Source organism: Pseudomonas sp. NY15354, from assembly GCF_048068075.1.
GTDB lineage: Bacteria > Pseudomonadota > Gammaproteobacteria > Pseudomonadales > Pseudomonadaceae > Aquipseudomonas > Aquipseudomonas guariconensis_C.
The window spans coordinates 12,301-32,180 of the sequence record NZ_JBLUPV010000037.1; the positions used below are offsets into that span (position 1 = coordinate 12,301).

Annotated in this window: 16 protein-coding genes; 7 read left to right on the forward strand and 9 right to left on the reverse strand. The window is 62.8% G+C overall.

Annotation, left to right across the window (positions count from 1 at the left end):
• The first annotated feature begins 1 nt into the window (after window position 1).
• The 3 genes from gshA (at window position 2) to ACNFCH_RS23390 (ending at window position 7,762) form a co-directional block, all read left to right on the forward strand.
• Window positions 2-1,579: a glutamate--cysteine ligase gene (gene gshA, locus ACNFCH_RS23380; RefSeq protein WP_416744071.1), complete on the forward strand. Its 1,578-nt coding sequence runs from the start codon at window positions 2-4 to the stop codon at window positions 1,577-1,579.
• A complete protein-coding gene (locus ACNFCH_RS23385) occupies window positions 1,579-2,205 on the forward strand; it encodes a TetR/AcrR family transcriptional regulator (protein ID WP_337159401.1) in 627 nt (208 codons plus the stop codon). Before gshA ends, ACNFCH_RS23385 begins: the two co-directional genes overlap by 1 nt.
• Window positions 2,206-2,287: 82 nt before the next feature.
• The gene (locus tag ACNFCH_RS23390; protein WP_337159400.1) at window positions 2,288-7,762 is read left to right on the forward strand and encodes a hypothetical protein; all 5,475 of its coding nucleotides are present in this window, start codon (window positions 2,288-2,290) and stop codon (window positions 7,760-7,762) included.
• 43 nt (window positions 7,763-7,805) lie between these two features.
• Here the strand turns inward: ACNFCH_RS23390 and ACNFCH_RS23395 are convergent, their stop codons facing one another.
• The 9 genes from ACNFCH_RS23395 to ACNFCH_RS23435 all read right to left on the reverse strand — a co-directional run bounded on the left by ACNFCH_RS23395 (window position 7,806) and on the right by ACNFCH_RS23435 (window position 15,671).
• Window positions 7,806-8,021 (reverse strand): TOBE domain-containing protein, encoded by a 216-nt coding sequence (locus tag ACNFCH_RS23395; RefSeq protein ID WP_003255829.1) that lies wholly within the window; start codon window positions 8,019-8,021, stop codon window positions 7,806-7,808.
• 31 nt (window positions 8,022-8,052) lie between these two features.
• Window positions 8,053-8,865: an aliphatic sulfonates ABC transporter ATP-binding protein gene (ssuB, locus tag ACNFCH_RS23400; RefSeq protein ID WP_337159398.1), complete on the reverse strand. Its 813-nt coding sequence runs from the start codon at window positions 8,863-8,865 to the stop codon at window positions 8,053-8,055.
• Window positions 8,862-9,656, reverse strand: a complete 795-nt coding sequence (gene ssuC / locus ACNFCH_RS23405; protein WP_416744075.1) for an aliphatic sulfonate ABC transporter permease SsuC — start codon at window positions 9,654-9,656, stop codon at window positions 8,862-8,864. Before ssuC ends, ssuB begins: the two co-directional genes overlap by 4 nt.
• A 10-nt stretch (window positions 9,657-9,666) precedes the next feature.
• Complete coding sequence (ssuD, locus tag ACNFCH_RS23410; protein ID WP_416744077.1) at window positions 9,667-10,815, reverse strand: FMNH2-dependent alkanesulfonate monooxygenase; 1,149 nt, start codon at window positions 10,813-10,815, stop codon at window positions 9,667-9,669.
• A 59-nt stretch (window positions 10,816-10,874) separates the two neighbouring features.
• Entirely contained in the window at window positions 10,875-11,840 is a 966-nt protein-coding gene (locus ACNFCH_RS23415) for a sulfonate ABC transporter substrate-binding protein (RefSeq protein WP_337159395.1), read from the reverse strand.
• 93 nt (window positions 11,841-11,933) lie between these two features.
• A complete protein-coding gene (gene ssuE, locus ACNFCH_RS23420) occupies window positions 11,934-12,527 on the reverse strand; it encodes an NADPH-dependent FMN reductase (protein ID WP_196163283.1) in 594 nt (197 codons plus the stop codon).
• Window positions 12,528-12,793: 266 nt separating this feature from the next.
• Window positions 12,794-13,048, reverse strand: coding sequence for a DUF3077 domain-containing protein (locus ACNFCH_RS23425; RefSeq protein WP_070090815.1), 255 nt, complete (start codon window positions 13,046-13,048; stop codon window positions 12,794-12,796).
• A gap of 496 nt (window positions 13,049-13,544) precedes the next feature.
• Window positions 13,545-14,183 (reverse strand): peroxiredoxin, encoded by a 639-nt coding sequence (locus tag ACNFCH_RS23430; RefSeq protein ID WP_043208283.1) that lies wholly within the window; start codon window positions 14,181-14,183, stop codon window positions 13,545-13,547.
• Between the two features lie 162 nt (window positions 14,184-14,345).
• On the reverse strand, window positions 14,346-15,671 hold the full coding sequence (locus ACNFCH_RS23435; protein WP_182816687.1) for an OprD family porin: 1,326 nt from the start codon (window positions 15,669-15,671) through the stop codon (window positions 14,346-14,348).
• A 497-nt stretch (window positions 15,672-16,168) separates the two neighbouring features.
• Here ACNFCH_RS23435 and tauA point away from each other — a divergent pair, with 497 nt between their 5' ends.
• From tauA to tauD, 4 genes are all read left to right on the forward strand, one after another.
• Window positions 16,169-17,140, forward strand: a complete 972-nt coding sequence (gene tauA, locus ACNFCH_RS23440; RefSeq protein ID WP_337159393.1) for a taurine ABC transporter substrate-binding protein — start codon at window positions 16,169-16,171, stop codon at window positions 17,138-17,140.
• Window positions 17,141-17,280: 140 nt separating this feature from the next.
• Window positions 17,281-18,075: a taurine ABC transporter ATP-binding subunit gene (gene tauB, locus ACNFCH_RS23445; RefSeq protein ID WP_416744082.1), complete on the forward strand. Its 795-nt coding sequence runs from the start codon at window positions 17,281-17,283 to the stop codon at window positions 18,073-18,075.
• On the forward strand, window positions 18,072-18,911 hold the full coding sequence (gene tauC, locus ACNFCH_RS23450) for a taurine ABC transporter permease TauC (RefSeq protein ID WP_416744084.1): 840 nt from the start codon (window positions 18,072-18,074) through the stop codon (window positions 18,909-18,911). Before tauB ends, tauC begins: the two co-directional genes overlap by 4 nt.
• A 52-nt stretch (window positions 18,912-18,963) precedes the next feature.
• On the forward strand, window positions 18,964-19,797 hold the full coding sequence (gene tauD / locus ACNFCH_RS23455) for a taurine dioxygenase (protein ID WP_337159390.1): 834 nt from the start codon (window positions 18,964-18,966) through the stop codon (window positions 19,795-19,797).
• Window positions 19,798-19,880 lie beyond the last annotated feature (83 nt).

Sequence of the window (19,880 nt, forward strand, 5' to 3'; positions counted from 1 at the left end):
CTTGAGCGAACTCCTCAACCGCCGCCTGAGCCTGCTCGGCGCCAATCTCCCCCTGCTCAAGCAGTGCCTGCACGGTATTGAGCGCGAATGCCTGCGCGTGACCGACGAAGGTCGCCTGGCCCAGACCCCACATCCCGAGGCCCTGGGTTCGGCGCTGACCAACGAGCAGATCACCACCGACTATTCCGAATCGCTGCTGGAGTTCATCACCCCAGCCCTGGCGGATCCGGCCAAGGTGCTCGAGAGCCTCGACGAGATCCACCGCTTCGTCTACACCAAGCTCGGCGACGAATACCTGTGGAGCCCGTCGATGCCGTGCACGCTCCCGGCCGAGCAAGACATCCCGATCGCCGAGTACGGCACCTCCAACATCGGCAAGCTCAAGCACGTCTACCGCAAGGGCCTGGCCCTGCGCTACGGCCGCACCATGCAATGCATCGCCGGCATCCATTACAACTTTTCCCTGCCCGAGGCGCTGTGGCCGCTGCTGCGCGAGGCCGAAGGCAGCGAGGAAAACGACCGCGACTACCAGTCGGCGGCGTACATCGCACTGATCCGCAACTTCCGCCGCTACAGCTGGCTACTGATGTACCTGTTCGGCGCATCGCCCGCCCTGGACAAAGGCTTCCTGCGCGGCCACCCGCACCAGCTCGAAGAACTGGACGCCGAAACCCTGTACCTGCCCTACGCCACCAGCCTGCGCATGAGCGACCTGGGCTACCAGAGCAATGCCCAGGCCGGTCTGACGCCTTGCTACAACAACCTGGCCAGCTACACCGACAGCCTGCGCAAGGCGGTGGGCACGCCCTACCCGCCCTATGTCGAGATCGGCACGCACAAGGATGGCGAGTGGGTCCAGTTGAACACCAACATCCTGCAGATCGAGAACGAGTACTACTCGAACATTCGCCCCAAGCGTGTCACCTATACCGGCGAACGCCCTATCCAGGCCCTGACCTCGCGCGGCGTGCAGTACGTGGAAGTACGCTGCCTGGACATCAACCCGTTCCTGCCGGTGGGCATCGACCTGCCGCAGGCGCGCTTCCTCGATGCCTTCCTGCTGTTCTGCACCCTGGACGACAGCCCGCTGCTGGAAAGCGGCGAATGCGGCCAGTGCACCAACAATTTCCTCACTGTGGTCAAGGAAGGCCGTCGCCCGGGTCTTGAGCTTCGCCGTAACGGCCAGCCCATTGGGCTGAAAGATTGGGCCAGCCAACTGATCGCCCGCATCGCGCCCCTGGCCGAACTGCTCGACCGCGCCCAAGGTGGCGAGGAGCATGCCAAGGCATTGGCGGCGCAGCAGGCCAAGGTCGACGATGCTTCGCTGACCCCGTCGGCCCAGGTGTTGGCCCGCATGGCCGAACACGACGAAACCTTCGTCCAGTTCTCGCTGCGCCAGAGCCGCCTGCACGCCGAAACCTTCCGCGAACAGCCACTGAGCGTCGAGCGCCAGCAGGCCTTCGAGACCCTGGCCCGAGACTCGCTGGCCGAGCAATCGCGCCTGGAACAGCAGGAGGTCGGTGATTTCGACCTGTTCGTCGGCGCCTACCAGGCCAGCATTCTGGCCATCAGCAACTGATGACCCGCGCCAGCACCCCGCGCAAGCCGCGCGCCAGCAGCCAGGCGAGGATCGACACGATTCTGGCCGCGGCGCGCGCACTGCTGACAGACCAGGGCGTGGCGGGCCTGTCGATCTACAGCGTGGCCGAGCGGGCGCAGATCCCTCCGTCGTCGGTGTACCACTTCTTCGCCAGCGTCCCGGCGCTGCTCGAAGCCTTGACCGCTGATGTGCACCTAGCGTTTCGCGAAGCCCTGTGCGCTCCGATCGACAGCAGCGCGTTCGCCACCTGGCACGACCTCTCGCGGCTGATCGAGCAGCGCATGCTGGACATCTACAACGAGGACGCGGCAGCGCGCCAACTGATCCTCGCCCAGCATGGCCTGAGCGAAGTGGTCCAGGCCGACCGCCAGCACGACATGGAACTGGGCGACCTGATGCACAAGCTGTTCGACCAGCACTTCCAACTGCCGGCGATGCCCAGGGACGTGGATGTGTTCGCCCTGGCCATGGAGCTGAGCGACCGGGTCTATGCCCGATCGATGCAATTGCACGAGCAAATCACCCCGCGCATGGCCGAGGAAGGCAAGCGGGTGTTCGAGGCATACCTAGGGCTGTATTTGCCGCCGTTCCTGCCCAAGCGCTGATCGGTGTATATGTAACACCTGTCGATCCCTGCACTCGCTGAAATAGTGGCTCCACATGCCACGATTTCGGAGAGATGCACGCATGCCCCAGACCACCCCGTCCGAATTTTTGTCCTTTGACTCCACCGCTGCACTCACCCCACCGGTGCCGGCAATCAGCGCGGGTCGAGGCGAAGCGCTGCGCGTCGCCAGGCAACGCCGCCAAGACGCAGCCAAGGCGCTGCAGACTCTGGAGGCGCAAGCTCCTCGGCTCAAGGACACCTTGAAGGACCAACTCGAGCGTCATTTTAAAGTCGATCCCTACGCCTGCGGCCTGAAACATGACACCGGCCAAATCACCTTGTTGACCCTGGCCGCCCGGGTACTTGCCAGCCCCACCTTCGCCACGCCCTTCGCCAATTGGCAGCCCTGGGGGTTTCCTGAGGACTCTCCCTATGCCACCTGGACAGCCGATGACTGGCAGTCCGGGCTGGTGCCCGTCTGGGCCGGAACCGGCATCTCGGCCTGGACCGGCTACTGGTCCGGCCGCATGCCAGGCAAGGCTGTTTCCCGCAAAAACCACGCTGCGCAGTTACTGCGCGAGCATTTCGCCGCGAGCCTGGATCTAGCGCTCGGGCTCGATCATATCGAGGCAGCAGCCTGGCGCCAGGGTCAGCCAGATCCAACCCCTGAATACGCTCTGGTTCGTTGGGTACAGCCCGACGGCAAGGCCGATACTTGCACCACCGCCCTGCTCATCAAGCCTCGGTCTGAAAAAGACCACTGGCTGCTGTACAGGCCCGACGCGGACACCACAATCCAAACATTCGCCGACCAGGCCAAGCTGCGCGCGAGGCTCTATGCCGATCGCTACATGCTCTGGCCCGACCCCGCCGCACCTCTGGTACCGAGTAGCAACGACAGTGCCATCGACTGGATCGACACCACGGGCGATGGGTTTGCCGCATGGGTCGATGAAGTCCTGGCCCACAAGCAGCGCATCACTTCGAACCGTTTGACCGAGGCTGCCCAGGAAAGCAAGACCGATCCGCTGGATTGGACGACGCTTGAGGCCTGGGAAGAAAAGCGAGCACTCGATCCACGTCCGGCCCTGCCTCGAACACTTGAACAGAAGATCGATTCGCTCATCATCTATGACCAGCAACTGGCCGCCGATGAGTTGCACTTCGACGCCCTACCGCACCCACTGCCCTTGGGTTGGCGCAAGCAGCGCGTCGCCCGGCAGGAACAGTTTCTTGCAGCCTACCTGGGTGACGACACCGCTCCGTCCTCGAACAAGATGGCCACGCTCAGGGAACACCACGCAGAGCTCGAGGCGGTTGCGACCCAGTTTGAGCAGTTGTTTTCCCAGTTGCCGGCGAACATTTCCTCGACAACGTGGAGCGAGCAGCTCGCAGAGGTCAGCCGACTCGATCACCTGAGCCAGCTTCTGGCGCGCGCACTCAAAGGCGAGGCTCGTCTCCAGCACCTGCTGGGCGAGCTGCAAGACGAGCACCTCGCCTGGGTGGAGCAACTCGTGGAGCGTCCTGAACCGAGCCTTCAGCGCAAGGTGCAACCCTATGCCGTACATATCAAGACAGGTTCGAGCTCATGGCAGCTGACCGGCCTGCTCGCATTGCAGGGCGTGCCGGAAGCCGACACGCTGGAGCCGGATCGTTCGTGGCTGCTGTTCCTGGCCGGGCGTGACGGCGGGCTCATACACCTTGCCAGCCAGGCGCAATTGGCCGAGCGCGTGCAGGCCACACTATGTGGCGCCTGGCCCGAATCCCTAATGCGGGGTGCCTGGCCGCAAGGTACCGAGGCGTTGCTCGATGCCCTGTACGATCATCCCCAATCTCTGGAGCTCGTCTGCCAGCCGATCACCACCCATGCATTCGACTATTGCATCCAAACCATCCAGGCCAGCCTGCCGCAGGATCCCTCGCTGGAAACGGTCGAGACACGCCTGGGGCTGGGCATCAATCGGGCGCGTAACCAGGCCTTTGCCCGTCAGGCCGAGCGAAACCGGACTGACTTGATAGGCAGCAAGCTGACGTCGCTGCGCGGCCTGGACTCAGCCTCACACGCCAAACTGGCCGCCGAAGTGCAGGCGCTACGCGGCGCCATGCTGGCATCCAGCCAATTGCTTGAACGTGATCTCCCTGAACGCGGACAGTTCGCCCGTAACGCACTGGAACAGCGACTGCGCACCGACTTCGAAGCCAAGACGGTTCCGGTCATCAAGCTGGATATCGCCGACAGCATCAGCCGCCAACGCATCCCTGTGGGAGAGTCCGGTATTGGCCACGCCGTCAAGCAAGTCGTCAAGTTCAGCACGTCGCGCAGCACCATCGAGCTGCCGAATTTCCTGCTGTGGGCGCTCGACGATGACCTGAAACTGCGCCTGACCAATGCCAACATTCTTTTCTCCGACGGCCCGGTCGAGCCGAAGGTTCGCGCGGGCGTCAACCTGACCTACATCGCCAACCTGGTCAAAAAGCTTGATCTGCCCGGCGCCTACGAGAAGCGCATCACGGACACCTTCAAAGGGTTGCCAGGCGAGACCGTGTTCGAAAGCGAGCACCGCCAGGAAGCCTTGCGCGCGCCTTTCGTGCACCAACTCAGGATCACCACACTGAGCCGACCGGACGCCTTGGACGAAGCGGGTCAGCGCATGCTCGAACTGTTTTGCCAAGAGCAGGAGCATCCCGACCAGCCCCGCACCATCGACTTCTACTCGATGACCCTGCGTCCTGGCGCAGCAGTCGATGGCACCAGCACAGCGGTGACCCTCTCGGGTGTTTTCCTGCTGCAAGCGGCGACGGGCCCGACTTTGCTGCTGCTGCCCGATGCGCCCGACGGCAAGACCATCAGCCAACATGCGACCCCAGCGCTGGCCTGCCGGGCCCTCGAGCGCATGGCGCTGGGCGAGAGCATACGCAGGTACCTGGCCAAGCTGCCGCTCGATGATACCGAGACCAAGCACCTGGCCTACATCAACACGGCCCTCAGCAAAGGCTTTTCAGGGTTCATCGCACCAGGCATCGCGCTGCCTGGCCTGCTCGCCACCTACCAGGCGAACTTGCTCATGGGCCGCCTGATCCAAGAGAACCGCGCCTCATCCCGCAGCCAAGTCGACCTATACCTGGAGTCCGAAGCGATCCGCCATGGTCGGGTATACGACTACATCAAGATGGCCTTGGGCTTCGTGCCCCTGGTGGGCTCAGCCATCGCCTTGTATGACGGCTGGCATGCCGCCAACGACGCCGTCGAGGCGTTTCTTCGTGGCGACTCGGCAAGCGGAATCGAGCATTTGAACAGCGTATTCCTGTCGCTGATCGACGCCTTGATGGATCTGACGCCAGGCACGGTACTTTCCGCCAAGACAGGCCAGCCGGCACGCGTACGAACCCAGCAAAGGCAACTGGCAAGTACCACCCTCAGGGCTGCCCACGCCACACGCTCGACGTCCTTCAGCGGCTATGAGACCGACGTGCCGACAGGACGCTGGGCCGCCCACCCGAACGCCAACGGCGTGGGTGTTCACCGCCACGTGAAGTCCAAGACCGACTATATCGTTCGCAACGGTCGCTACTACCAGGTCGAATGGGACGAAACCGACCTCACCTGGCGCCTGACAGCCACGTCCACTCGCACCTACAAGCAGCCGGTACGTCTCGGCGACACAGGCATCTGGGAAACCCACGGCAGCTTGAGCGGTCATTTGGTCGACAGCGGCCTGGCGGGCGGAGGTGCGTACATCAGCGCCCTGTACGATCGCGGCCTGACAACCTTGCGTGGCGTACTCGGCCTGCGACCAAGACCATTGACATCCATGGATATCCTGATCGAGATCCATGCTACCAGACAGACCCACAGGGCCCAGCTCTCGGCCAAGACCGAGGCCCTTAACCAAGCGCATGGCATGGGCCCCGACGGCCCTGTGGGGCAGCCAGCCTCAGCCGCCGTGATCGACCACGCTCGGAACGATCTGGTGGTCCAGTTGCGTATCTACGTGGACTTTAATGAACAGGCTCTGGAGCGCCTGAGATCCATGCGTGCCGATATAGGCCGAGACAATACGAAAAACATCATAAGCGAATTGGCATCCGACATCGGACGACATCATCCAAAGCTGATCGAACAGCTGAACCAGAGCGTGTCCGCCAAGTTCAAGGAAGTCACGCCATTCAACGACGTCACCCTTGATGCCCTCACCTCTCCCGCTCAAGTACGTGCCCATATAATCGGCATGCAGCGCACGTACAGCGAATTGGCCATGACACTGGGCGAGATCGAACAGGAACTGCGGCGCAGCGCAACGCTACTCGGCAAATTGCGAGGCGAAAACTTGGAGCATTACAAGGATGCCCTTAAGAAACTGGAAATTCCGCTGCATCCGAACGGTTATCGGGTGGTGCGCCTGTCAGTCCTAGGCAAGACATTGATAACCCCGGATGCGGTCTTCGACATCGTGTTCATGCGTCAATTCAACGATGAACTCACTGCACTGCGTAACGCTCTGTTCAGTCATGGTGACCTGTGGTTGATCAACCTCAGTCGTCGAGAGGAACACCGCCTCCTGAACCAGTTGCACGAGCGTTATCGACGCTTCAATACACGCATGCGCATCTGGGAAGACAACTACCCGAAGCATGTCCAGGCCGACGCGATCAGCAGCATGCGCACAGAGCTGTCGCTGCTGAACACCGAAACGGAACAGGCGCTCGCCGCGACCGCTCCGCGCCCATCACCTCCCCCCTCCCGCAAAGGCGCAAGCAAGCCGCGCCTGTTCGAGACCGAGGACCAGCAACTGTACATCGGCCACCAGGCCACGGTGGATGGCGAGCGACGGATGCAGATCGCCAACGCTGCAACGAACGAAGCCCATGCGACATTCAGCAGAACGCCAAAAGGCAAATGGCGGAACAACCAACCCGCCCACCCAGACTACAACGCCACGCTGCAGCAACTGGAAGCCGCGGCTCAGAGCCGGTTGGCCAAAGTCTCGAAAGCAGAAGCATCCCTGCAGCGCTACAAAACGCTGAACATGCTTCCCCAAGACCTGGAAGACTACGCACAGGGTTGCGCCAGTCCGCTGCGTGAACTCGCCACATCGATCACCAACCAGGCGGGTGAAGGCATTACCGATGCCTTGCTCGATGTGGTGAGCCGACTGGAACAGGCAGCTACGCAACTGGATGAGCTGGGTCGACGCTTGAGGATCGAACAGACAAAAGCCACGCAAAACCCCAAAGCCGCTCACTTGGAATACCTCAATACCCAGGGCGAAGTGACCCTCCAGTGGTCGCGAGTCCTCGAGCCGGCCAAGAACAGGCAGGGCCAGCCCATCGAATACCTGGAGGAGTACCAAGTCACCGACAGCACCACGGGCAATGCCCTCTGGTATGCGCATTTTCATTTCAAAAAACGGCCACGCCAGCAATTCGGCGGCTTGGAGGCCGGCCATCTGAAGCTGGCCAGTGAGCGAAACCAGAAAGCAGGTGCCTGGCGCGGTCCGCTGACCGAAGCCCAGGCCAATACCCTGTTCGGCGGTCTGCGCCCGAACCAGGCCTGAACCGGCTGACGCCCGGGCCGGCAATCGGCCCGGGCGTCACGCCTCACAGCTTGGCAATCGACACCTCGGTGGATTTGACGAAAGCGATCACCTCGCTGCCCACCTGCAGTTCCAGCTCACGCACAGAGCGGGTGGTGATCACCGAGGTGACGATGCCAGAGGCGGTCTGCACGTCGATTTCCGACAGCACCGGGCCTTCGAGGATTTCCTTCACGGTGCCTTTGAACTGGTTGCGTACGTTGATGGCTTTGATAGTCATGATGTGATTCCTTCTCTAGGGCTTCTTGGGTTCAGTGCGCCCAACGCAGTTGCGTGGGCAAAGGGGCTACAGGTTCCGGCTCGGGCGGCGTGCCCGGGACGGCAAGAACACGGTGGAGGACTTCGCTTTCCAGCGCCGCCAGACGGTGCGAACCACGTACCCGCGGACGCGGCAGGTCGACGGTCAGATCCAGGCCCACGGCGCCGTCTTCGATCAGGATCACCCGGTCGGCCACGGCGACGGCTTCGTTGACGTCATGGGTGACCAGCAACACAGTGAAACCGTGCTGGTGCCACAGGCGTTCGATCAGTTGCTGCATCTCGATCCGGGTCAGGGCATCCAGCGCACCCAGCGGCTCGTCCAGCAGCAGCAGGCGCGGCTTGTGAATCAGCGCCCGGGCCAGGGCCACCCGCTGCTTCTGGCCACCCGACAATGCTGCCGGCCAGTCATTGGCGCGCTCGGCCAAACCGACCGCCTCCAGGGCTTGCAACGCATCGGCGCGCCAGTTGCCGGAAAGCCCCAGGCCAACGTTGTCGATCACCTTCTTCCAGGGCAGCAGGCGTGCGTCCTGGAACATCAGCCGGGTCTCTTCACGGGCATGGGCCAACGGTGCGGCACCGGCCAGCAGTTGGCCGCCGCTGGGCTGATCGAGGCCCGCCAGCAGGCGCAGCAAGGTGCTCTTGCCGCAGCCACTGCGCCCCACGATGGCGACGAACTGGCCGGCCGGAATGTGCAGGTCGATGCCTTGTAGCACCTCGCGCTGGCCGAAGGTCTTGCGCACGCCCTGGACCGCCAGGGGGATACCGCGCAGTAGGCGCGGTGGTTGTTCCTTGAGCACGGTCATGCGCCCTCCTTCTTCGCCGGTTGATACGCCGGGTGCCAACGCAGCCAGACACGCTCCAGGCCACGGGCGGCCAAGTCGGCAAGCTTGCCGAGCACGGCGTACAGGACGATCGCCAGGACCACCACATCGGTTTGCAGGAACTCACGGGCATTCATCGCCAGGTAGCCGATTCCGGCATTGGCCGAGATGGTCTCGGCGACGATCAGCGTCAACCACATGAAGCCCAGGGCGAAGCGCACGCCCACCAGGATCGAGGGCAGCGCACCCGGCAGAATCACCTGGCGGAACAGGCCGAAGCCCGACAGGCCATAGCTGCGTGCCATTTCCACCAGCGCCGGGTCGACGTTGCGGATGCCGTGGTAGGTGTTGAGGTAGATGGGGAACAGCGTCCCCAACGCGACCAGGAAGATCTTGGCCGACTCATCGATGCCGAACCACAGGATCACCAATGGGATCAGCGCCAGATGCGGCACGTTGCGGATCATCTGCACCGAGCTGTCGAGCAGGCGCTCACCCCAGTTCGACAGGCCCGTGATGAAACCCAGTACCAGGCCGATACTGCCGCCGATCAAAAAGCCCAGGGCCGCGCGCCAGCCGCTGATGGCCAGGTGCGTCCAGATCTCGCCGCTGCGCACCAGCTCGACGCCAGCGCTGACCACCGCGCTCGGCGCCGGCAGGATACGGGTCGACAGCCAGCCGCTGGCGACCGCCAGTTGCCACACCGCCAACAGCAGCAGAGGCAAGGCCCAGGGTGCCAGGCGCTTCGACCAGGAAGAAGTTGCACGACTCATGGCCCGGCCCTCAGCTCTGCGCCACGGACTTGGGCAGGATGTCGTTGGCGACCATCTCGCCGAACGGGCTCACGTAACCGCCGCTCTTGGGCTGTTCGGGGCGTTGCACATCCAGGTGCGGGAACAGCAGCTCGGCGACCCGATACGACTCTTCCAGGTGTGGATAACCAGAGAAGATGAAGGTATCGATACCCAACGCTGCATACTCCTTGACCCGCGCCGCCACGGTCGGGCCATCGCCCACCAACGCGGTGCCGGCGCCGCCGCGTACCAGACCGACGCCTGCCCACAGGTTGGGGCTGACCTCCAGCTTGTCGCGCTTGCCGCCGTGCAGGGCGGCCATGCGCTGCTGGCCCACCGAGTCGAAGCGCGCCAGGGACGCCTGGGCACGGGCGATGGTGTCATCGTCCAGGTGCGAGATGAGTTTGTCGGCGGCCGCCCACGCCTCTTCGTTGGTCTCACGAACGATCACGTGCAGGCGGATACCAAAGCGCACTTCGCGACCTTGCGCGGCGGCTTTCTCACGCACCTGGGCGATCTTTTCCGCCACCGCAGCCGGCGGCTCACCCCAGGTCAGGTACAGTTCGACCTGCTCGGCAGCCAAGTCCTGGGCAGCGTCGGACGAACCACCGAAGTACAACGGCGGACGCGGCTGCTGGATCGGCGGGTAGAGCAGCTTGGCGCCTTTGACCTGAACGTGCTTGCCGTCGTAATCGACCACCTCGCCTTCGAGCACCTTGCGCCAGATGCGGGTGAACTCCACTGAAGCTTCGTAGCGCTCCTGGTGGTTCAGGTGCAGGCCATCACCGGCCAGCTCCTCCGGGTCGCCACCGGTCACCAGGTTGAACAGCGCGCGGCCGTTGGACAGGCGATCCAGCGTCGCAGCCTGTCGCGCGGCCACGGTTGGGGAAATGATCCCTGGGCGCAGCGCCACCAGAAACTTCAGATGCTGGGTCACCGGAATCAGCGAGGCGGCCACCAGCCAGGAGTCCTCGCAGGAGCGTCCGGTGGGGATCAGCACGCCGCCAAAGCCCAGGCGATCGGCGGCCTGCGCAATCTGCTGCAGATAGCCATGGTCGACCGCGCGGGCGCCGTCGTTGGTGCCCAGGTACTTGCCGTCACCATGGGTCGGTAGGAACCAGAAAATGTTAAGGCTCATTGGAGTTGTCTCCTCAAGGGTGGCTCGAGCCGGGGACAGCCCCGGCCGCAGCGAATCGATCAAGGCGCGGTGGCGACCTTGGCGGGGGGTGTCCAGATCACGTCCTTGATGCTCAAGGGCTTGGGAATCAGCTTCAGGGCCTGGAAGGTATCGGCGATCTTCTGCTGCGCGGCGACCACCTCTGGCGTGAGCGGCGTGGCACCGAAGCCCTGGCGCTTGACCGAGGTGAGGGTGATGTCGGCAGGCAGCCCCAGCAGCGGGGCGACCTGATCGGTGACCTCCTGTGGGTTGGCTTGGGACCACTGGCCAATGGCACGCACTTCATCGACCAAGGTCTGGATCACCGCCGGGTGCGACGTGGCGTACTTGCGGGTAGCCAGGTAGAACTGATGGTTGTCGACCAGCCCTTTGCCGTCGCGCAGGGTGCGGGCTTGCAGCTGCTGTTCGGCAGCGGCCTGGTACGGGTCCCAGATGACCCAGGCATCGACACTGCCACGCTCGAAGGCCGCGCGGGCGTCGGCCGGCGGCAGGTAGACCGGTTGGATGTCGCTGTACTTGAGGCCTGCGTCTTCCAGGGCGCGGACCAACAGGTAGTGGACGTTGGAGCCTTTGTTGAAGGCGACCTTCTTGCCTTTGAGGTCCTTCACCGACTGCACGGGCGAGCCCTTGGGCACCAGGATCGCCTCACTGTGCGGCGCAGGCGGCTCGTAGGCCACGTAGAGCAGGTCTGCACCGGCAGCCTGGGCGAACACCGGCGGGGTTTCGCCAGTGACGCCGAAATCGATGGAGCCGACGTTCAGCCCTTCGAGCAGTTGAGGGCCGCCGGGGAACTCGGTCCATTGCACCTGGATGCCCTGCTCGGCCAGGCGCTTTTCCAGCGAGCCCTTGGCCTTGAGCAGCACCAGGGTGCCGTATTTCTGATAACCGATACGCAGGCTTTCTGCCTGGGCCTGGGTGATGGCGCCGAAGGACACAGCCGCCGCAAACAGGGCGACCAGACCACGACGCAAGAAGACTGTGCGCATGGCGCTCTCCTGTGCGAGTTGGGTTCGGGTTGCACCTGCTTGCCCGTTGGCGGGCGAGTAAGGTGGGAAAAACGGTGAAACGATGAGGCGGGCTCAGATGCTCCAGCGGGCAGTGAGCAGACGTTCGTTGAGCACGCCCGGGGCCACGGGTTTGGGGCGTCGGGCCAGGGCGCTGTGGAACAGCTCCAGTGAATCCTCGAGCCGCGCCTGGAGGGCGGCGGCCAGTTGCGCGGGCTTGCCGTGTTCGCCGTAGGCGATCTGGCTGTCGTCGGCGAAGATCCCTTGCAGGGTCTCTTGCGCCTTGAGTGCCGACAACACCGGTTTGAGTGCGTAGTCCACCGCCAGCATGTGAGCGATGCTGCCGCCGGTGGCGATCGGCAAGACCACCTTATGCTCCAGGGCACGCTCAGGCAGCAGGTCGAGCAGGGTTTTCAGCGCACCGGCGAAGGAAGCCTTGTACACCGGGGTGGCGACCACCAAGCCATCGGCCTGGGCCACCAGTTGCTGGAAGTGCTGAACCTGCGGGCTGTCGAAGCGGGCGTGGAGCAAGTCCTCGGCCGGAAATTCGCGCACCTGGAAGGTCACCACCTCCACGCCCCGATCCTGCAGCCACTGGCGCGAACGCTCGAGCAGCACGCCGGAGCGTGAACGGGTACTGGGGCTACCACCGAGAGAAACAACCAGCATGAAAACGCTTCCTTCGATTCGATTGCAGGGCCGCGAGGAGTTGGCCCCGCTGGAATGGAATCGACATTAACAGGCGGTCACATATATCTAGAAATCATATTTTTTCATTTGTTTATTCCATTTTGTCGATTCAGTGATTTCGCTGCGTACTCCTGTGGATGCGATAGGGAATGTACTGGCGCATTCGCGGGTGAACCCGCTCCCACAGGGCGGGCGGTGATCCTTGTGGGGACGGGTTTACCCGCGAAGAGGGCGCCTCGGAGCCACTAATCACAGCCCCGATTCATCCCAACTTCCATATCGTCGATCAATGCCTTGGCCATGGCACTGAGGATCCGGGCGGCGCTACCTGACATCTGGTCGCCTTCCATCTCCGCCTCGCAGGTCAGATGGCGAATGCACCCCAGCAACACGGAGAGTTCGTCGAAGGCTTGCTGGAAGGGGATGTCGGGTTGGATGCGGTACAGGTCCAGGCAGGTCTGGACGCCTGCGGTTTTCCATGTACTTGAGTTGTCGGTCATCGCTCAAAAATTCCTCATGTGGTGTTGGAACCACCACCCAGGTTCTTTCTCACGAGATCAAGGTGGCAGCCGTGCACAGGGTGAGAAACCGGGACACAAGGAAAACCCGGCCAGACCGAGGTCTGCCCGTACACGGCTGCCATAACGGAAATGCCGAAACCTTAGCTGTCTTCGGGTTCTCACACCCGGTCGCCAAACAGGACGACCCGGCGACGTTATCCCTGGGGTGTAACCCCAACAATGCAGCGGCTTCCGGCAGGTGCGTAGGATAGGTCGTTACTTGCAAAAGGCTGAAGCGCTTGGCTCGAGGTTCAGAAATATCCGACTTGAGCTGCGTGGCGCCTGTAGGAGCGGCCTTGCGCCGCGATCGGCTGCGCAGCCGCCACAAAACCAGGCGACCCCACTTCCTCTGCCCCACCTGCACGCGCATAAAAAAGGGCCGTCGAAACGGCCCAAAGATCCCTGCTATGGCTAAGAGCAATGCAACGAGGATTCCTTAACGATTCGGTTGCGGGGTCAGGCGCAGGTAGGGTTTGACCGCCCGGTACCCTTTGGGGAAGCGCTGCTTGATTTCATCTTCGTCTTTCAACGAAGGCACGATCACCACCTCGTCGCCATCCTGCCAGTTCGCCGGCGTGGCCACCTTGTGGTTATCGGTCAGTTGCAGCGAGTCGATCACCCGCAGAATTTCATTGAAGTTGCGCCCGGTGCTGGCCGGGTAGGTGATGGTCAGGCGCACCTTCTTGTTGGGGTCGATGACGAACAGCGAGCGCACCGTCAGGGTGTCGCTGGCGTTGGGGTGGATCAGGTCGTACAGGTCGGAGACCTTGCGATCGGCATCGGCGAGGATCGGGAAGTTGACCACGGTGTTCTGGGTCTCGTTGATGTCATCGATCCAGCGGGTGTGGGAATCGACAGGGTCCACCGACAAGGCGATGGCCTTGACGCCGCGCTTGGCGAATTCGTCCTTGAGCTTGGCGGTCAGGCCCAGCTCGGTGGTGCACACCGGGGTGAAGTCGGCCGGGTGGGAGAACAGCACGCCCCAGCTATTGCCCAGCCATTCGTGGAAACGGATCTTGCCGGCGCTGGATTCCTGTTCGAAATCGGGGGCGATGTCACCGAGTTTGAGGCTCATGGGAGTGGGCTCCTGTGCTGTGTCTGGTCTGTGGGTTCAATGTGCCTGCATTCGATTAAAAACAAAAAGAATAAATATTGATTTATTTATAACTATTAAATATATCGAATTGCAGACATAAAAAAGCCTCGCACTAGACGAGGCTTCTTTAATGCCTACCGCTTACAGGAAGCTGTAAGTGTAGTTGAAGATCAGACGGGTCTGGTTCATGTCAGCGCCCGACTCACCGCTGCCACGGTAGACACCTTGACGCAGACTAGCGCCCAGGCCCTTGAAGGTACCTTGCTGGATGACATAGTCGATACGGGCGTCACGCTCCCACTCGTTGTAGGTGCCGTTGCCGGACTTATAGCGAATGTCATCACCGCGCAGGTAAGCCACGGAGGCTTTCAGGCCAGGTACGCCCAGGCTGGCGAAGTCATAGGAGTACTGACCAAACGTGGTGTTCTCGCCAGCGCGGGCGAACGAGTTGACCATGCTATCGGTGAACAGGTAGAAGCTGGCGCCGCCGTTGCCTTCGTTACGGCCGTTGCCGTCGACAACGTCACCCTGGTTCAACCAGACGAAACCGCCATCGTCACCCACCTGCTGGTGGCCAACCATGAGCGCGTGGCCGCCCAGGGTGTACGTGAACATGGCAGACCAGGTCTTGTTGTCGATCTCGCCTTTGTTCTTGGCATAACCGCCGTTGTTGCTGAACTGGTAGCCGGCGTCGCCATTCTTCCCGTCGCTGCTGCTATCGAAATAGCGCAGGTCGGTCTTGAACGACTGGTCAGGGGCAATCTGGAAGACGTGGGTAGCACCCAGGAAGTGCTGTTTGTAATAGTCTTCAAGATTCGAATAGTAGTATTGCAGAGTCAGGTCTTTGGTCAGCTTGTAGTCCAAGCCACCGTAGCGGAACTTGTTGCTGTCCTGGGTACCGCCCGCAACCGACAGACCGGTACGGTTGCTCGAAGCACGGCCCATCGCGTGGGTCAGCTGACCGGCATTGATGGTCAGGTTGTCGATTTCCTTCGAAGTGATAGTGCCCCCTTCAAAGGTCTGAGGCAGCAGACGACCATCGTTGGCAACCAGAATCGGCAGGTTCGGTGCCAGGGCGCTGCCGAAGTGTGCTTCTGTCTTGGAGAAACGCGCCTTCGCGTTGCCGCCAACGCGAGCCCACTGGCCTACTGCGGAGCCGTCAGTGTCGCTTGGGAAGAACGTGCTGCTGTTCGGGTGATGGCCTTTGCCGCCATCCAGATGAATGCCCCACAAAGCCTGCACATCGACGCCGAATCCAACGGTGCCTTCGGTGAAGCCGGACAGATAGTCGAGCTTGAAGCCCTGACCCGATTCGCGGTTGTCGCTGCCGCCTTCCCGGTTGTCATTGTCGAAGTACATTGTGCGCGAGCTCAGGGACAGCTTGCTGTCCTCAACGAAACCGGCAGCACCTGCTTGTTGGGCGAGAACCCCCAGTGCCACGGCCAGGGCCAGGCTGGACTTGTACATGTTTTGCTCCTCTACGTTCTAATTTTTGTGCATCTCAAGCGGCAGGATCTGTTGCCCCGCTCGCCATGGATTGGGCGATTTAGCACCAAACAGTGTCTGCGAAGTCAATCGTTACCAATCGTTTCGCGACTTTGGTCTAAGACGCCGGTTGCGCCACAGGATAATGACAATCCTATAAATCCAAAATGACCGTTTTATGACTTTTTAAGATTTTTAAGGAATATATTTGAAACCTTTGCTCCCATTAGCTGTATAAATCGCATCTTTTTATTCCTAACAGTTATGTGCAAACGTTTGCCAATAACTGTCTTCACGCCCCCGCAAAACCGAAAAAGCGTAGCTGCCATTCCAGGCTTCGCCAGCGAAGCTAACGCCTCGCTCAAAAGCCCTGACGATTGGCACCTAAGCTAATGCTAAAAAGTTATTTATTTTTAACTTCTTATATCAATTAGTCTCTTCGTCAACCCACCCTGATTTGCCTGACGAGGAGCTCATCCATGATCCCGCACACTCCGTTGCGCCTGTTCGCCGCCCTGACCCTCGCCAGCGCCAGCTGGCTCGCCCAAGCGGCCGACCTGACCGTCGCCTACCAGACCACCGTCGACCCGGCCAAGGTCGCCCAGGTCGATGGCACCTATGAAAAAGCCAGCAAGGCCAGCATCGACTGGCGCAAGTTCGACAACGGCGCCGACGTGATCACCGCCGTGGCCTCGGGCGACGTCCAAATCGGTTACCTGGGCTCCAGCCCTCTGGCCGCCGCGGCCACCCGCAAGCTGCCGGTGGAAACCTTCCTGATCGCCACGCAGATTGGCGCAGGCGAAGCGCTGGTGGCCCGCGACAGCATCAAGACGCCGCAGGATCTGGTCGGCAAGAAAGTCGCCGTGCCCTTCGTTTCCACCGGTCACTACAGCCTGTTGGCCGCGCTCAAGAACTGGAACATCGACCCCGCCAAGGTGCAGATCCTCAACCTCGCTCCCCCTGCGATCATCGCCGCCTGGAAGCGGGGCGACATCGATGCCACTTACGTCTGGGACCCGGCCCTGGGCGTGGCCAAGGAAAACGGCAAGGTGCTGATCACCTCCGGTGAGCTGGCCAGCAAAGGCGCCCCGACCTTCGACGCCTGGATCGTGCGCAAGGATTTCGCCGCCAAGCACCCGGACATCGTCAAGTCGTTCGCCAAGGTCACCCTCGACGCCTACGCCGACTACCGCAAAGACCCAAAAGCCTGGCTGGCCAACCCCGACAACGTCAGCAAACTGGCCAAACTGTCCGGTGCCAAGCCCGCCGACATCCCGGTGCTGCTGCAAGGCAACGTCTACCCGCTGGCCACCGACCAGGCCAGTGCTTTGGGCGCACCGACCACCCAGGCCTTGACCGACACGGCCACCTTCCTCAAGCAACAAGGCAAGGTCGAAGCGGTGCTGCCGGACTATTCCTCCTACGTCAGCGCCCAGTACCTACCCAACTGACGAGCGCAGCGCAGAACATGTGGGAGCGGGTTTACCCGCGAATGCGTCGGTGAATTCAAAACAGCATTCGCGGGTAAACCCGCTCCGACAGAACGGCGCAGCCTCCCACCCTCGCACTACACGACACGACGGAGCCAGCCATGGCCTTGCTCGAACTGGAGCGCATCAGCGCACAGTACCCCGGCACCGATGCCCCGGTGCTGACCGACATCTCCCTGAGTCTGGGGCCCCGCCAGTTGCTGGTGGCCCTGGGCCCTTCCGGCAGCGGCAAGACCTCGCTGCTCAACCTCATCGCCGGCTTCGTCGCCCCCAGCGCCGGGCGCATCACCCTCGACGGCAAACCGGTCGAAGGCCCGGGAGCCGAGCGCGGCGTGGTGTTCCAGGATGACGCGCTGCTGCCCTGGCAGGATGTCCTGGCCAATGTGGCCTTCGGCCTGGAGCTGGCCGGTATCGCCCGCGCCGAGCGCGAAGCCAAGGCCCGTGAACTGCTGGCGCTGGTCGATCTGGCTGGATTTGGCGAACGCCGCATCTGGCAACTCTCTGGTGGCCAGAAACAGCGCGTAGGCCTGGCCCGGGCGCTGGCCGCCGACCCGCGCGTGCTGTTGATGGACGAGCCCTTCGGCGCCCTCGACGCGTTCACCCGCGAGCAGATGCAGGAATTGCTGCTGCAGGTCTGGCAGCGCACCGCCAAGCCGGTGTTCCTGATCACCCACGACATCGAGGAAGCCGTGTTCCTGGCCAGCGAGCTGGTGTTGCTGGCGCCCAACCCGGGGCGCGTGGTCGAACGCCTGCAGTTGGATTTCGGCCAGCGCTACGCCGCAGGCGAGTCGGCCCGGGCGATCAAGTCCGACCCTCGTTTCATCGAGACCCGCGAGCACGTGCTGACGCGGGTGTTCTCCCAACGCGAAGCCGCCCGCCGGCAGGAGTCCGCATGAGCAGCCTGGACCTGACGGCCGTCGACAAACCTGTCGCCCGGCCAACCCCCACCGCCAACGTACGCCGCCCGTTGCCCACCCGCTGGATCAGTGCCCTGACCCTGGCCAGCCTGCTGCTGGCCTGGTGGCTGGTGACCGCCGCCGGCTGGATCGAGCCGCTGTTCCTGCCCTCGCCCGCCGACATCCTGGCCAAGGCCTGGACGCTGCTCACCCAAGGCTACATGGACGCCAGCCTCTGGCAGCACCTGGGCGCCAGCCTCGCACGGATCGGCCTGGCCCTGCTCGCCGCGACGCTGACCGCCATCCCGATCGGCCTGGCCATCGGCCACAACCGCGTCGCCCGCGGCATCCTCGACCCGCTGATCGAGTTCTACCGGCCGATCCCACCGCTGGCCTACCTGCCGCTGATCGTGATCTGGTGCGGCATTGGCGAGCTGTCGAAGGTGCTGTTGATCTATCTGGCGATCTTCGCCCCGATCGCCATCGCCACCGCCACCGGCGTGCGTACCGTCGACCCGGCCAAGCTGCGAGCCGCCCAGTCACTGGGCGCGACCAAGGCGCAGTTGATCCGCCATGTGATCCTGCCCAGCGCCCTGCCGGACATCCTCACCGGCATTCGCATCGGCCTTGGGGTCGGCTGGTCGACCCTGGTGGCCGCCGAACTGATCGCCGCCACCAGCGGCCTGGGCTTCATGGTGCAGTCGGCGGCGCAGTTCTTGGTCACCGACGTGGTGGTGCTGGGGATCTTGCTGATCGCCCTGATCGCCTTCGCCCTGGAGATGGGCCTGCGCGCGGTCCAGCGCAAGCTGGTGCCCTGGCATGGGCAAAGCCACTGACCCTGCAACGCCTTTCGCGGACCGACTGGCACACCCTTCAAGCGAGACCGACATGAGCCTGACCATCACCCCCTTAAGCCCAGCGCTCGGCGCCCAGATCAGTGGCGTGGACCTCTCCCGCGACATAAGCGTCGAGCAACGCAATGCCATCGAGCAGGCGCTGCTCAAGCACCAGGTGCTGTTTTTCCGAGACCAGCCCATCACCCCTGAGCAGCAAGCCCGCTTCGCCGCGCGCTTCGGCGACCTGCACATCCACCCGATCTACCCCAATGTGCCGGACACCCCGCAGGTGCTGGTGCTCGACACTGCGGTCACCGACGTGCGCGACAATGCGGTCTGGCACACCGACGTGACCTTCCTGCCCACGCCCGCCCTGGGTGCGGTGCTCAGTGCCAAGCAGTTGCCGGCCTTTGGCGGCGACACCCTGTGGGCCAGCGGCATTGCCGCCTTCGAGGCCCTGTCGGCGCCGCTGCGAGAGATGCTCGATGGCTTGAGCGCCACTCACGACTTCACCAAGTCCTTCCCGCTCGAGCGCTTCGGCACCACACCTGAGGACCTGGCGCGCTGGGAGACCACCCGGCGCAACAACCCGCCGCTGTCGCACCCGGTGGTACGTACCCACCCGGTGAGCGGGCGCAAGGCGCTGTTCGTCAACGAAGGGTTCACCACGCGGATCAACGAGTTGAATGAGCAGGAAAGCGAAGCGCTGCTCAAGCTGCTGTTCGCCCATGCGACCCGCCCCGAATTCACGATTCGCTGGCGTTGGCAGGAGAATGACGTAGCGTTCTGGGACAACCGGGTGACCCAGCACTATGCGGTGGATGACTACCGGCCGAGCCGGCGGGTGATGCATCGGGCGACCATCCTGGGGGATGCGCCGTTCTGATGCTCCTCGGAGAGGCCTTTTTGGCCTGAGTTCGCGGCACAAGGCTGCTCCTGCCTGTAGGAGCGGCCTTGTGCCGCGAATGG

Bases quoted from the DNA above. Each gene is read 5' to 3' on its own strand.
- ACNFCH_RS23385 (WP_337159401.1), top strand. From the start codon at position 1,579: ATGACCCGCGCCAGCACCCCGCGCAAGCCGCGCGCCAGCAGCCAGGCG.
- ACNFCH_RS23390 (WP_337159400.1), top strand. From the start codon at position 2,288: ATGCCCCAGACCACCCCGTCCGAATTTTTGTCCTTTGACTCCACCGCT.
- ACNFCH_RS23395 (WP_003255829.1), bottom strand. From the start codon at position 8,021: ATGACTATCAAAGCCATCAACGTACGCAACCAGTTCAAAGGCACCGTG.
- ssuB (WP_337159398.1), bottom strand. From the start codon at position 8,865: ATGACCGTGCTCAAGGAACAACCACCGCGCCTACTGCGCGGTATCCCC.
- ssuC (WP_416744075.1), bottom strand. From the start codon at position 9,656: ATGAGTCGTGCAACTTCTTCCTGGTCGAAGCGCCTGGCACCCTGGGCC.
- ssuD (WP_416744077.1), bottom strand. From the start codon at position 10,815: ATGAGCCTTAACATTTTCTGGTTCCTACCGACCCATGGTGACGGCAAG.
- ACNFCH_RS23415 (WP_337159395.1), bottom strand. From the start codon at position 11,840: ATGCGCACAGTCTTCTTGCGTCGTGGTCTGGTCGCCCTGTTTGCGGCG.
- ssuE (WP_196163283.1), bottom strand. From the start codon at position 12,527: ATGCTGGTTGTTTCTCTCGGTGGTAGCCCCAGTACCCGTTCACGCTCC.
- ACNFCH_RS23425 (WP_070090815.1), bottom strand. From the start codon at position 13,048: ATGACCGACAACTCAAGTACATGGAAAACCGCAGGCGTCCAGACCTGC.
- ACNFCH_RS23430 (WP_043208283.1), bottom strand. From the start codon at position 14,183: ATGAGCCTCAAACTCGGTGACATCGCCCCCGATTTCGAACAGGAATCC.
- ACNFCH_RS23435 (WP_182816687.1), bottom strand. From the start codon at position 15,671: ATGTACAAGTCCAGCCTGGCCCTGGCCGTGGCACTGGGGGTTCTCGCC.
- tauA (WP_337159393.1), top strand. From the start codon at position 16,169: ATGATCCCGCACACTCCGTTGCGCCTGTTCGCCGCCCTGACCCTCGCC.
- tauB (WP_416744082.1), top strand. From the start codon at position 17,281: ATGGCCTTGCTCGAACTGGAGCGCATCAGCGCACAGTACCCCGGCACC.
- tauC (WP_416744084.1), top strand. From the start codon at position 18,072: ATGAGCAGCCTGGACCTGACGGCCGTCGACAAACCTGTCGCCCGGCCA.
- tauD (WP_337159390.1), top strand. From the start codon at position 18,964: ATGAGCCTGACCATCACCCCCTTAAGCCCAGCGCTCGGCGCCCAGATC.